The organism is Mycobacterium sp. THU-M104, assembly GCF_049197365.1.
Classification (GTDB): domain Bacteria; phylum Actinomycetota; class Actinomycetes; order Mycobacteriales; family Mycobacteriaceae; genus Mycobacterium.
This window is the reverse complement of the sequence record NZ_JBMIOP010000045.1, coordinates 1-12,212: the sequence shown is the minus strand read 5'-3', so window position 1 is coordinate 12,212 and position 12,212 is coordinate 1. Positions and strand designations below refer to the sequence as shown.

10 protein-coding genes and 2 pseudogenes are annotated in these 12,212 nt (G+C 68.7%); 3 read left to right on the top strand and 9 right to left on the bottom strand.

Going from position 1 to position 12,212, the window contains the following annotated elements; genetic code table 11:
• Positions 1 to 11: 11 nt before the first annotated feature.
• A complete protein-coding gene (gene nei2 / locus ACOJVU_RS04255) occupies positions 12 to 776 on the top strand; it encodes an endonuclease VIII Nei2 (protein WP_421528638.1) in 765 nt (254 codons plus the stop codon).
• 117 nt (positions 777 to 893) lie between these two features.
• Positions 894 to 1,211, top strand: a complete 318-nt coding sequence (locus tag ACOJVU_RS04250; RefSeq protein ID WP_421528637.1) for a DUF732 domain-containing protein — start codon at positions 894 to 896, stop codon at positions 1,209 to 1,211.
• A 46-nt stretch (positions 1,212 to 1,257) separates the two neighbouring features.
• On the opposite strand, the gene pstS is transcribed toward ACOJVU_RS04250, so the two are convergent.
• The 7 genes and pseudogenes from pstS to ACOJVU_RS04215 all read right to left on the bottom strand — a co-directional run.
• Positions 1,258 to 2,358, bottom strand: a complete 1,101-nt coding sequence (pstS, locus tag ACOJVU_RS04245; protein WP_421528636.1) for a phosphate ABC transporter substrate-binding protein PstS — start codon at positions 2,356 to 2,358, stop codon at positions 1,258 to 1,260.
• A 125-nt stretch (positions 2,359 to 2,483) separates the two neighbouring features.
• Positions 2,484 to 3,425, bottom strand: coding sequence for an alpha/beta hydrolase family esterase (locus tag ACOJVU_RS04240; protein WP_421528635.1), 942 nt, complete (start codon positions 3,423 to 3,425; stop codon positions 2,484 to 2,486).
• A gap of 67 nt (positions 3,426 to 3,492) precedes the next feature.
• Positions 3,493 to 4,608 carry a PPE family protein gene (locus ACOJVU_RS04235; RefSeq protein ID WP_421528634.1) on the bottom strand — a complete coding sequence of 372 codons (1,116 nt, stop codon included), beginning with the start codon at positions 4,606 to 4,608 and terminating at the stop codon, positions 3,493 to 3,495.
• 75 nt (positions 4,609 to 4,683) lie between these two features.
• Positions 4,684 to 5,835 (bottom strand): PPE family protein, encoded by a 1,152-nt coding sequence (locus ACOJVU_RS04230; RefSeq protein ID WP_421528633.1) that lies wholly within the window; start codon positions 5,833 to 5,835, stop codon positions 4,684 to 4,686.
• Between the two features lie 463 nt (positions 5,836 to 6,298).
• Positions 6,299 to 7,156, bottom strand: a complete 858-nt coding sequence (locus ACOJVU_RS04225) for a pseudouridine synthase (protein ID WP_421528632.1) — start codon at positions 7,154 to 7,156, stop codon at positions 6,299 to 6,301.
• 40 nt (positions 7,157 to 7,196) lie between these two features.
• The gene (locus tag ACOJVU_RS04220; protein WP_421528655.1) at positions 7,197 to 8,951 is read right to left on the bottom strand and encodes a glycerol-3-phosphate dehydrogenase/oxidase; all 1,755 of its coding nucleotides are present in this window, start codon (positions 8,949 to 8,951) and stop codon (positions 7,197 to 7,199) included.
• An 18-nt stretch (positions 8,952 to 8,969) separates the two neighbouring features.
• Positions 8,970 to 10,462, bottom strand: a pseudogene (locus ACOJVU_RS04215) (NAD(P)H-quinone dehydrogenase); the annotation flags it as partial.
• A gap of 114 nt (positions 10,463 to 10,576) precedes the next feature.
• Here ACOJVU_RS04215 and ACOJVU_RS04210 point away from each other — a divergent pair.
• A complete protein-coding gene (locus ACOJVU_RS04210; RefSeq protein WP_343709380.1) occupies positions 10,577 to 11,056 on the top strand; it encodes a gamma-glutamylcyclotransferase in 480 nt (159 codons plus the stop codon).
• A 71-nt stretch (positions 11,057 to 11,127) separates the two neighbouring features.
• Here ACOJVU_RS04210 and ACOJVU_RS04205 read toward each other — a convergent pair whose 3' ends face one another.
• Together ACOJVU_RS04205 and ACOJVU_RS04200 are read right to left on the bottom strand one after the other, a co-directional pair.
• On the bottom strand, positions 11,128 to 11,508 hold the full coding sequence (locus ACOJVU_RS04205) for a PE family protein (RefSeq protein ID WP_421528631.1): 381 nt from the start codon (positions 11,506 to 11,508) through the stop codon (positions 11,128 to 11,130).
• Positions 11,486 to 12,212, bottom strand: a pseudogene (locus tag ACOJVU_RS04200) (hypothetical protein); the annotation flags it as partial. The pseudogene ACOJVU_RS04200 and the gene ACOJVU_RS04205, both read right to left, overlap by 23 nt.

The window sequence follows — 12,212 nt, the reverse complement described above, 5'->3', positions numbered from 1 at the left end:
GCCAGAGGACCATGCCCGAGGGTGACACCGTCTGGCGCACCGCGACAATCCTGCGGGAGCACCTGGCCGGGCGCACGCTGACCCGCTGCGATGTCCGGGTGCCGCGGTTCGCCACCGTCGACCTCACCGGGCAGGTGGTGGACGAGGTGCTCAGTCGTGGCAAGCACCTGTTATTCCGGGTGGGCCCGGCCAGCATTCACTCACACCTGAAGATGGACGGCAGCTGGCGGGTCGGTGTCCGGCCGGTGGGGGTGGACCACCGCGCGCGGATCGTCCTGGAAGCCGGCACCGTGCGGGCCGTGGGCGTCGACCTCGGGGTGCTGGAAATCCTCGACCGTGACCGGGAGGCCGACGCAGTCGCCCACCTGGGACCAGACCTGCTGGGCCCGGACTGGGACGCCGCGCGCGCCGTCGCCAACCTCACTGCCCGGCCGGACCGGCCACTCGCCGAGGCACTGCTCGACCAGCGGGTCCTGGCCGGGGTCGGCAACGTGTACTGCAACGAATTGTGCTTTGTCACCGGGCATCTGCCCACTACGCCGGTCGACGCCGTCGCCGACACGCACCGGCTGGTCGCGCGCGCCCGGGACATGCTGTGGACCAACCGGTTCCGCTGGAACCGGTGTACCACCGGCGACACTCGACCGGGGCGGAAACTGTGGGTGTACGGGCGTGCCGGACAACGATGCCGTCGCTGCGGCACGCGCGTCGAATACAGCGAATCCCGCGGCACCGGCGCCCGGGTGTGGTTCTGGTGCCCGGTCTGCCAGCGCTGAACAGGAGACTTTTATGAAGTGCGCCGCGAACTTTCGCCAGTGCGGTCGCGACATGCTTTGATCGCGGTGTCACAGGCCTGCCCGCCTTCCTGCACCGACCACCGGGAGGACCCACCGATGCCGAACAGCCGGACGCCCATGGTCCTGGCGGTCGCGCTGATCAGCCTGGTCGGGATCGCGGCGCCCGCTGCGCGCGCCGACGCGATCGACAACGCCTTTCTGTCCGCGGTGACCGCCAAGGGCATCGACTTCCCGTCGCCGAAGGCCGCGATCATCGCGGCTCACGAGGTGTGCGACGAACTCGACCTCGGCAGGAAGAAGTCCGACGTCGCCTCGGAAGTGATGAGCAACAGCCAACTCGACGGTTACCACGCCGGGTTCTTCGTCGGCGCGAGCATCGCCGCGTTCTGCCCGCGGAACCACACGGCACCCTGACGTGTCGCCCGGTTATGAGATGGCCCCGGTTATGAGATGGCCCCGGTTATGAGATGGAGTTGACAGCCGTCGACAACTGCGACATGAACTCCTGGGGAACGGGAATGTAACCGTGGCCGGAAAGGCCGGCCTGGCCGGCCCCGATCGCACTCTGCAGAAAAGCCTTGACAGCCGCGCCGACCTGCCTGTCGGGGTACTGCGAGCACACGATCTCGTAGGTCGCCAGCACGATCGGGTAGGAGCCGGCCTGGTTGGGCCGGTAGAACGAGATCGTGTCCAGGGCAAGGTCATTGCCCTGTCTGATGTACCAGGCTGCGGAAATGGTCTTGCCCACCGACTCGGCGGTGATCCCCACCGGGCCCGGGCCGGCCGAGGTGATGATCCTGGCCATGTTCGGCTGCTGGGCCGCGACGTAGGACCATTCGACGTAGCTGATCGACCCCTCGGTGGCCTTGACCGCCGCGGCGGATCCGTCGTTACCCTTGGCGCCCTCGCCGACTCCCCCGTTGAACGTCATACCGGCACCCTTGTCCCAGGCGCCGCCGGAAGCGGTGTCCAGATACCTCTGGAAGTTGTCGGTGGTGCCGGACTCGTCGCTGCGGAACACGACGCTGATCGGCTCGGCGGGCATGGTGGCGCCCGGGTTCAGCGCCTGGATCGCACCGTCGTCCCAGGTTTTGATGTCGCCGTTGAAGATCTGCGCTACGGTCGGGCCGTCGAGGTTCAGCGACGTCACACCGTCTACGTGGTAGATGACGGCGATGGGGCCGAACACCACCGGAAGGTTCCACGCCGGCGAGCCGCACCGCCGCTGCGCTGCGGCGTACTCGTCCTTTCTCAGCGGCGAGTCAGAGCCGGCGAAATCGGTTCGGTCACCGATGAACTCGCTGATCCCGACGCCGGAGCCGTTGGGTGTGTAGTTCAGTGACTGGCCCGCACAGGCCTGTTCGAATGCCTTGTCGAAACGGGTCATCGCGTTGGCCTGCGCGGTGGAACCGCTGGCCCGCAATGTCGGCTTGCCGCCGCAGGCGACCCGCACCGACGACGTGCCCGTCGCCACGCGCCCTCCGGTTTCGTGACCACAGCCCGTCAGCATCGCCCCGACCGCCAGAATGCTCAGTACGGCACCAAACCGATTGATGTGCAACCTGATTCCTTTGGACGGTGGGACGAAAAGCGCGCACTTCCCGCAGGTACGAAGAATAGTAACAAGACCGCACCAGCGGGGCGTGGCGTACGGCTGTCGGCGATGACCACGCCCTCGCGTGATCGCTAAACCCGGGCGTGCGCGAGAAAGAACCGGGCGATGGCCTCCGAGCCGTCGAGGGCACGGGTGGTACGCCCGATGACCGCCTTGGGCAGGTACTGCCTGCCGCCGGGCCAGGTGTGGCCACCGTTGTCGATCCGGTAGAACACCACCTCGGTGGATGCCGCGCACACCGTGTAGGCGAAGCGGTGCACCGCGGTGCCGTCCCCGACGTCGGGCGACGCCTCCAGCGACGGATCGCCTTGGCAATCATCGACCGAGCGCCACCTTTTCACCATGCTCGCAACGGACACGGCATGGCTGATCCCGCCGCGACCACGCACGTCGCCCCCGCGGAACGGAACCAGCGGATCAGCGGTTCCGTGGGCCTCCCACACCGACACCGCCCGGGACGGGTTGCACGGCACGCCCACGCCCAGGGTCCCTGCCACCGGTGCGATCGCGGCGAAGACATCGGCGCGCTCGCACGCCAGCCTGTTGGACATGAAGCCGCCGTTGGACATTCCGGTCGCGAAGACGTGGCCCGGGTCGATGTTGTAGTCGTCTTGCAGCTTGCCCACCAGGGCGACCAGGAACCCGACGTCGTCAACGTGCCGGCGGTCCGCCGGCGATGCCCCGCGACCGTCGGCCCAGCTCTTGTCGTAGCCGTTGGGATAGACCACCAGCAGATGGTGGGCGTCGGCGACGCCGTCGAAACCGGTCAGCCCCCGCTGCCCGTTCCCGCTGCCGCCGCCGCCGTGCAGGCTGAGCACCAGACCGACCGGATCGCCCGGCGGCACGTGCAGCGTATAGGTCCGGTCGATGCCCCCGGCACGCAGCGTGCCGGAGATGTCGCGAACGGCGGACGCCGAGAAGTGACGAACGCCACACCCGGCGGGCACGACGACTCCCATGATGACCGCAGCGGCCGCGAGCAAGGCCGGCGACAACCATCGCGCGTACGGCATGCCGCCAAGGTACCGAATCGGGCCCGCGAGGACGTCGGATTGCGGCGAGTCGGCGCGGCGCCGGGCGTCATCCCGCTGACGGCGGTCGCTGCATGACCGTGCCCAGAAGCTCGCACCCGAGTTCGATGTCGTCGTAGTCGCGCCCCGCGCGACGGCGGTCACGCGCCGAGGCCGACGCCGTGCCTGCCGGAGGTATCGCGATGGGCGCCCGCGCCAGCTCGGGGGACAGCGGGGACACCGCGGATGCGAGCCGAACCGGGGACTCCGAGGCCCCCAGCAGCCCCACCACCGACGGCGGCGCCATCAGCTTGCCCACCAGAATCCCCCCGCCCACCGACCCGGTGGGCGCCCAGGACCGCCCGGCGGCGCCCAATGCGCCGGCAAGTCGGGCCTCCACCGCGGCGAAGTCCGCCGCGCTCTGCGACAGGTCGGCGCCGATGCCGCCGCCCAACGACTGGAACGCTTGGGCCTTGGACAGTGTGGCCAGCGCAACGAGTATGTTGACCGGAAGTCCGCCCGCGACAGCCTGGTTCAGCCAGTCGTTGGCCAGCTGGAACCAGGCATTGTCGACAAGGCCCCCCGTGGCGGCGGGCACCGTCGTGAACAGGCCGGAGGAGGTGGCCGCCGGAGCCACCCCGGCCGGGCTCGCCAGGCCCGCCGGGTTGGCGATCGGCGGTGGTGACGAGAACTGCACCGGCGCAACGGCACTCGCTGAAGATACGGCATATCGATACATCGCGGCCGAGTTGTTCGCCCACATGGCCTGGTACTCGGCCTCGGTTTCGGCGATCGCGGGGAGATTGACCCCGAAAAAGTTGGTGGCCAGCAGAAGCGCCGGCCGCGTCCGGTTGGCGGTGACCACGCACGGGTGCACGACCGCGAAGTGCGTCAGCTCGAAAGCCGCGACGACCGCGTGCACAGAGGAGCCGACCTGCCGGCACTGCTGCGCGGTGACGGAAAGCCACTCCACGTAGGGTGCGGCGGCCCGCGCCATCGCCGTCGCGGCCGGACCGTGCCAGGTCTCGCCCAGCGACGTCAACGCCGCGGTGTGGCCCCGCACCGACTCGTCCAGCTCGAGGCCCAGCTCGTGCCACGCCGCGGCGGCAGCAAGCAGCGACCCGGACCCGGGTCCCGCATGGATCAGCGCCGAGACGACCTCAGGCGCCAGGATCCCAAAATCCATGACGGACTACCTGAGAGAAGCACGAATACGTTGCAGAACAGAACATCTCGCCGAATTGAGAGCCATCGCCTGCTCTCATCCCCCGCTCGGCGGACGATGTATCACCCGTTTGGGGAGCTCGACACCGTAGTCGAGGTCCTCGAACTTCTGCTGCTTACGCTTGCGCCAGCCGCTACCTGCGGATACCGGCGGCGACATCATCATCGGAGGCAACGGCAGCGCGGAGGACCCTCCGTCGCCCGCTCCGAGCGGCGAGGCCGCCGCCGCGAGGTGTACCGGCGACTGCGAGGCGGGCAACGACCCCACCACGGCGGGAGGAGCGGTCAGCTTGCCCACCGTCACCCCGACACCCATCGCCGCGGTGGGTGCCGATGCGGCCGATCCGAAAGTCTTGAGCGCGTTGCTGAATTGGACTTCCGATGCACCCAGCGCGGCCTCGCCCTCGGCCAGGCCCTGGCCGATCTCGCCGCCCACCGACTGCACACTCTCGGCGGTTGCCGACTGCGCCCCGAAATCCAGCAGGTTGATCGGGAAGCCGGACGAGATGAACTGATTGCCCCAGGTGTTGGTCAACTGGAACCAGCCGTTGTTGACCAGGCCGCCAGAACTGTTGCCGAACAGCGACGACCACACCGAGAACAGCGTCGAGGCGGCGTTGCCGGTGCCGGCCGTCGAGACGACGCCGGCCTGGGCGGCCGCGGCGGTCGGGCTCGCGATCGTCACGGGCGAGGAGAACGCCGGCAGCGCGGTCGCCTGGGCCGAGGCCGCCTGGTAGCGGCTCAGCGCCGCTGAATTGTTCGCCCACATCGCCTGGTACTGGTCCTCGGTCTGGGCGATCGCGGCCGTATTGCTGCCGAAGCGGTTGGTGGCCAGCAACTGCGCCAGTTGCGTCCGATTGGCGCTGACCTGCACGGGGTGGACGACGGTGGAGTGGACGAGGCTGAACGCCGTCGCCGCAGCCTCCGCGGAGACGGCCATCTGCTGGGACTGCTGCGCAGTGGCGCGCAACCAGAGCAGGAAGGGGTGGACGGCCTGAGTCATCGCGGCCGAGGAAGCGCCGTCCCAGGACTCGATCAGCGAAGACAGCACCGCTGTGTAGACGCCGGCGACGTTATCCAACTCGACGGCCAGCCGCTGCCACGCGGCGGAGGCTTCGGTCAGCGACACCGCTCCAGGGCCGGAGTAGATGAGCGCGGAGGTGACCTCCGGGGGCGCTAAGACATCCATCTCACATTTCGTTGACTGTGCTGGGGAAAATTGTGCAACATCGCTCCGAATTGCTGGGCAAACCGGTTGGACGAGGGCGCCGTCATCTGAAATCACGGTAGCGCTCATCCGCCGGCGTCCGCGCACGACGGCCAGGATTTCCGATTACGGTATAGAACCCGACATATCGGCGTCGTTCCGCGTTAAGGCGCGACCGGTGGCCCGGACAGTCAAGCGAAGCGGCATAGACACCTGCCCTTGGCCACGTGGGTGTGCCTACCCCGCGCGTGGGGAATGGTGTGGTCGATTTCACATCGACCGAGGTCGACGATGACCTCGTGTGGCCGCACAAATCCCCTCCTCCAGCCCCGCCGACTCGGCAGGCCGCATCCCCGCACTGCATTCGAACGCACATTCGATAGTGCCACGGGGATCCGACATCCAACAGCCGTCGCGGCCGGGCTGTGGATAACCGCAATCAAACTCAGGGTGCCGTTCGGCCGCTGACGAAATCGCGTCGCGCCCCGGTCAGCGGATCGTCGAACTCGATCCGGCGGGCCAGCAACCGCAGGGGCACGCTGAAGTCGTCGGGAGCCACGTCGACGATGCGGGGATACAACGGATCTCCCAGGATCGGAATCCCCAGCGACGCCATGTGCACCCGCAGCTGGTGGGTCCGGCCGGTGCGCGGTGTGAGCCGGTAGAGGCCGTCGGCCACCAGCTCCACCAGCGTCTCGGCGTTGGGGACGCCGGGCTCGCAGAACGCCTGCAGCCGCCCGCGCCGCTTGACGATCCGGCTGCGCACGACGCGCGGCAGCTCCAGCGCCGGATCGACGGCCGCGCGCGCCAGGTAGGTCTTGCGCACCAGGCCGCGCGCGAACAGCGACTGATACGCCCCGCGCGACTCACGCCGGGCGGTGAACAGCAAAACCCCGGCGGTCAACCGATCCAGCCGATGGGCGGGGCTGAGCTCCGGCAAACCCAGATCGCGGCGCAGCCGTACCAGCGCGGTCTGCGCAACGTGCCGCCCGCGCGGCATGGTGGCCAGAAAATGCGGCTTGTCGACGACGACGATGTCGGCATCGGAGTACAGCACCGGCACCTCAAAGGGCACCGGCACCTCGTCGGGCAGCTCGCGGTAGAGATACACCGCGGACCCGGCGGGCAGCACGGTGGCCCCGTCGACCGCCACGCCATCGGCGTCGACAACCTCGCCGGACAGCACCTTCGCGCGGGCCTGCTCGCCGAAGCGCTCGGTGAGCTCGGCCAGCACCGGGCCACCGCGCAACCGCACCCGGGCCGGCCCCAGCCCGTCGCGAACCGGAAGCGGCGCGGGCCTCACGCGGGCCTCACGCGGGCCTCACGTGGGCCTCACGTGGGCCTCACGTCAGGGGAACCGGCTCGAGGATCTCGACGCGGGCCTCCGGTGCGCTGGCCCGCAGCTCGTCGGCCGAGACGTCGTCGGGCTGGGCCTGCGACAGGACCTCGGCCTGCACCCGCGCCGCGTAGTTGGCGACCTCGCGCTCGACGTCCTCGGTGCTCCACCCCAGCACCGGCGCGACCGCGTCGGCCACTTCGCGGGCGCAATCGACGCCCCGGTGCGCGTATTCGATGGAGATCCGCATCCGGCGTGCCAGGATGTCCTCCAGGTGCAGCGCGCCTTCGGCGGTGACGGCGTAGCGGGCCTCCACCTTCAGGTAGCCCGCCGCCTCCTTGATCGGGTCGAGCAGGCCGGGGTCGTCGGCGGCCAGATCCAGGACGTCACCGATCAGCGAGCCGTAGCGGTCCAGCAGGTGGCGCACCCGGTACGGGTGCAGGCCGCGCAGCGCGCCGACGCGTTCGGCCTGGTTGATCAGCGCAAAGTAGCCGTCAGCGCCCAGCAATCTCACCTTCTCGGTGATCGACGGTGCCACCCGGGCCGGCACGAACTGCACCGCGGCGTCGATCGCGTCGGCCGCCATCACCCGGTAGGTGGTGTACTTGCCGCCGGCGATGGCCACCAGGCCGGGCGCGGGCACCGCCACGGCGTGCTCGCGCGACAGCTTGGAGGTCTCCTCGCTTTCGCCGGCGAGCAGCGGCCGCAGCCCGGCGTAGACCCCGTCGATATCGGCGTGCGTCAGCGGGGTGGCCAGCACGGTGTTGACGGTGCCGAGGATGTAGTCGATGTCGGCCTTGGTGGCGGCCGGATGCGCGAGGTCGAGGTCCCAGTCGGTGTCGGTGGTTCCGATGATCCAGTGGCTGCCCCACGGGATGACGAACATCACGGACTTCTCGGTGCGCAGGATGATCGCCACGTCGCTGACGATCCGATCGCGCGGCACGACGATGTGCACGCCCTTGGACGCACGCACCTGGAACCGTCCCCGCTGCTTGGACAGCCCCTGGATCTCGTCGGTCCACACCCCGGTGGCGTTGACGACGACGTGGCCGCAGACCTCGGTGATCTGGCCGTTCTCGGTGTCGCGGACCCGCACGCCGGTCACCCGGTCGCCCTCCCGCAGCAGTGCGACAGCCTGGGTGGAACAGCGCACGACCGCACCGTAGTGCGCGGCGGTGCGGGCCACCGTCATGGTGTGCCGGGCGTCGTCGACGACGGTGTCGTAGTAGCGGATGCCACCGATCAGCGAGCTGCGCTTGAGGCCGGGACTCAACCGCAGGGCGCCGGCGCGGGTCAGGTGCTTCTGCGCGGGAACCGATTTCGCGCCGCCCATCCGGTCATAGAGAAAGATGCCCGCGGCGATGTACGGACGTTCCCACACCCGGTTGGCGAGCGGGAACAAAAAGGGCATCGGCTTCACCAGATGTGGCGCCAACGTGGTCAGCGACAACTCGCGCTCGTAGAGCGCCTCGCGCACCAGCCCGAACTCCAGCTGCTCGAGGTAGCGCAACCCGCCGTGGAACATCTTCGACGAGCGGCTCGACGTGCCGGACGCGAAATCACGTGCCTCCACCTGCGCGACCTTGAGCCCGCGCGTGGCGGCATCCAGCGCGCATCCGGAGCCCACCACGCCGCCGCCGATGACCACGACGTCGAACTGCTCGCCGCCGAGCCGCTTCCAGGCGATTTCGCGCTGCCGCGGTCCCAGCTCGGACGCCGGCGAGCTGCGCCGGCTGGGCACGCCGTAAGGATCACTCACGCCTGCAGGCTCCAATCGGTTACTCGTCGGTAGGTGTCCTCGACCAAGGCTAGTTGGTGGGGCTCACCTGAGTCGGACTTCTAGTCCAAGTCGTCGTGGGCCATCAGCCGGCGGGCGGCCTCGGTGATCGAACCGGACAGCGACGGGTACACGGCAAGCGTCTGCGCAAACTCGTTGACCGTGACGCGGTTGGTCACCGCCACGGCTATCGGCAGGATCAGCTCGGAGGCGATCGGCGCCACCACGACCCCGCCGATCACCACGCCGGTGGAGCGCCGGCAGAAGACCTTGACGAAACCCTTCTGCAGCCCCGACATCTTCGCCCGGGCGTTGGTGTGCAACGGCAGCATGATGGTGCGGGCGGTCACCGAGCCGTCGTCGATCATCCGCTGCGGCACGCCGACTGTGGCGATCTCGGGCCGGGTGAATATCGTCGCCGCCACCGTGCGCAGCCGGATCGGGGTGACACCCTCGCCGAGCGCGTGATACATCGCGATCCGACCCTGCATGGCCGCGACCGAAGCCAGCGGCAGCAGGCCGGTGCAGTCACCGGCGGCATAGATGCCCGGAACCGACGTTCGCGACACCCGGTCGACGGGCAGGTAGTTCCCGCGCCCCAGCTCGATGCCGACCCGTTCCAGGCCGAGGCTGCCGGTGTTGGGGACCGACCCGATGGTCATCAGCGCGTGGCTGCCCTCGACGGTGCGGCCGTCCTTGAGAGTGACCAGCACTCCGGTTGCGGTACGGGTCACCGATTCGGCCCGGGCATTCTTGATCAGCTGCACGCCCCGTTCGGCGAACACGTCTTCGAGGACGAGTGCGGCGTCGGCGTCCTCGTAGGGCAGCACGCGGTCCTGACTGGCCACCACCGTCACCGGCACGCCCAACTCGGTGTAGGCGTTGGCGAACTCCGCGCCGGTGACCCCAGAGCCCACGACGACGAGGTGCTCGGGCAGCGCCTTGAGGTCGTAGAGCTGGCGCCAGGTCAGGATGCGTTCGCCGTCGGGCTGGGCCGACGGCAGGATCCGCGGGCTGGCGCCGGTCGCGATCAGCACGACGTCGGCTTCGTACTCGGCGGTGAGCGTGCCGTCGGGCCCCGGATCGGAATGGGTCGCCCTGACTCGGTGGCGGGCCAGCCCGGGGGTGGGGTCGATCAGCTCGCCGTGACCGGCGACGACGCGGACCCCCACGCCCAGCAGCTGGTCCGTGATGTCGGCCGATTGGGCCGCGGCCAGGTCCTTCACTCGGGCATGGATCTGCGTCAGCGAGATCTTGGCGTCGTCGATGTCGATGTCGAAGCCCAGATGCGGCGCCCGGCGCAACTCGGTGCGCAGCCCGGTGGACGCGATGAACGTCTTGGACGGCACGCAGTCGTCCAGGACGGCCGCGCCCCCCACGCCGTCGGCGTCGATCACGGTGACGTCGGCGGTCTCGGGGTGCGAGGTGGCGGCGACCAGCGCGGCTTCGTAACCGGCCGGGCCTCCGCCGAGGATCACGATGCGGGTCACCACATCCCTAACCTAGCCGGGTCGCGGCTCCTGTGCGCGCCGCCACCCGACACGCTCAGGAGCCGAGAAGGTCCCGCGGCTGAACAGCGCGCCAACCGACGCCGTTAAACTTTCCCCGTGCCGCTCTACGCCGCTTACGGGTCGAACATGGATCCTGACCAGATGCTGGAGCGCGCGCCGCACTCGCCGATGGCTGGAACGGGGTGGCTGTCCGGGTGGCGGTTGACCTTCGGCGGCGAGGACATCGGCTGGGAGGGGGCGCTGGCCACGGTTGTCCAGGATCCGGGCTCACGCGTGTTCGTCGTGCTCTACGACATGACACCGGCGGACGAGACAAACCTCGACCGCTGGGAAGGCTCCGAGTTCGGCGTCCACAAGAAGATCCGGTGCCGCGTGGAGCGCATCTCGTCGGACACCGACACCGACCCCGTGCTGGCATGGCTCTACGTCCTCGACGCCTGGGAGGGCGGCCTGCCGTCGGCGCGGTATCTGGGCGTGATGGCCGACGCTGCCGAAATCGCGGGAGCTCCGGCAGATTACGTCCACGAGCTGCGCACCCGCCCGGCCCGCAGCATCGGCCCGGGTACCAGCTCGTAGGAAGACATCCGGGGCAGCCGCCAATCGAGATCAGCCCGCGATCTCCGTCGAGTGCATGGTTACCAGAGGACTCATGCGCCCGCAGGCGCCCCCGGGTTGGCTTCCTCGGCGACATCTCCGAGACTGGCCAAGCGCTCCAGCAAGGCCTGATGCTCTGCCGCGAATTGTCTGCTCACCGCTTCGAACACCTGCGCGTGCGCTCCGAAACACGCTGCAGTCCGGATCGAGATCAAATCTGCGGCAACAGGATTGATGTGGGTCGGCGCGCTCGCCGCGCCAATCACCTGCCCGTAGCGGCCCAGCTGTAGCGCAGTCAGCCCCGACATCAGTTCGTCCAGCGAAGGCCCCTTCCCCGGGATGGCCCCGTCGTTGCGCTCTGGGCTTTCGAGCGAATCAGGCGCGCTCTCGTGCGCGGCACCCGACAACTTTTCACCATCCGGTGCTGATGACACGCGCACTCCTTGTCTGAGCGGCCGATACTGTTCCCGCAAGGGTGGATTCAATCTTTCGGGCAGGGTTCTGGCCCGCGCCGGTCTCTGACCGCTGGGCAGATGCGTCGCCGAGCGAGTCGAGCGCTTTGCGCTCGACTCGTCGGATCTGCCCGTCGGCGAGCTCGGTGCGGAAATCCCGCTTGGGCCATTTGCCGAAGAACGCCTTGGCACTTGACATGTGCCCACCGCCGAATGGGGCCATCTTCTCCGCCCTGCCACTCGTGTATTCGAACGAGATACATTCGAACGAGCTGCCTTCGAACGAGCTGTATTCGAACGAGCAATGCTCGGCGATCTCATCCGTGTGCGGCGACGCAGGGTCGACGGAAAGAAACTTCGCGCTGCGCGAGACCTGGTCCGGAATATCCTCCTTGCCGTTGTTGTCCTGCACCAGAGGAACGTTGGGCTTGTCGAGGTGCGCAATGGCTCCTTCGGCGAGGGTGTGGGCATCCTTGCCGCCGCCGTCGGGCAAATAGCCACTCACACGGCTGTCGTAGAGCTTCTCCCGATCAGGCCGGGACGCGGTGTGACCGTGCCAGGTGATGTTCGTATTTACCTCAGAGTTCCTTGGCGGATTCCAGTCAACGTCGCAACAGCCGAAGACTATTTCGGAGGTTGCGATGGGAGCGGAGCGGAAGACCCGGCGACGCGGACGCCCAAGTGGC

Coding starts and splice junctions, on each gene's coding strand:
- nei2 (WP_421528638.1), top strand. CDS start 12: ATGCCCGAGGGTGACACCGTCTGGCGCACCGCGACAATCCTGCGGGAG.
- ACOJVU_RS04250 (WP_421528637.1), top strand. CDS start 894: ATGCCGAACAGCCGGACGCCCATGGTCCTGGCGGTCGCGCTGATCAGC.
- ACOJVU_RS04240 (WP_421528635.1), bottom strand. CDS start 3,425: ATGCCGTACGCGCGATGGTTGTCGCCGGCCTTGCTCGCGGCCGCTGCG.
- ACOJVU_RS04235 (WP_421528634.1), bottom strand. CDS start 4,608: ATGGATTTTGGGATCCTGGCGCCTGAGGTCGTCTCGGCGCTGATCCAT.
- ACOJVU_RS04230 (WP_421528633.1), bottom strand. CDS start 5,835: ATGGATGTCTTAGCGCCCCCGGAGGTCACCTCCGCGCTCATCTACTCC.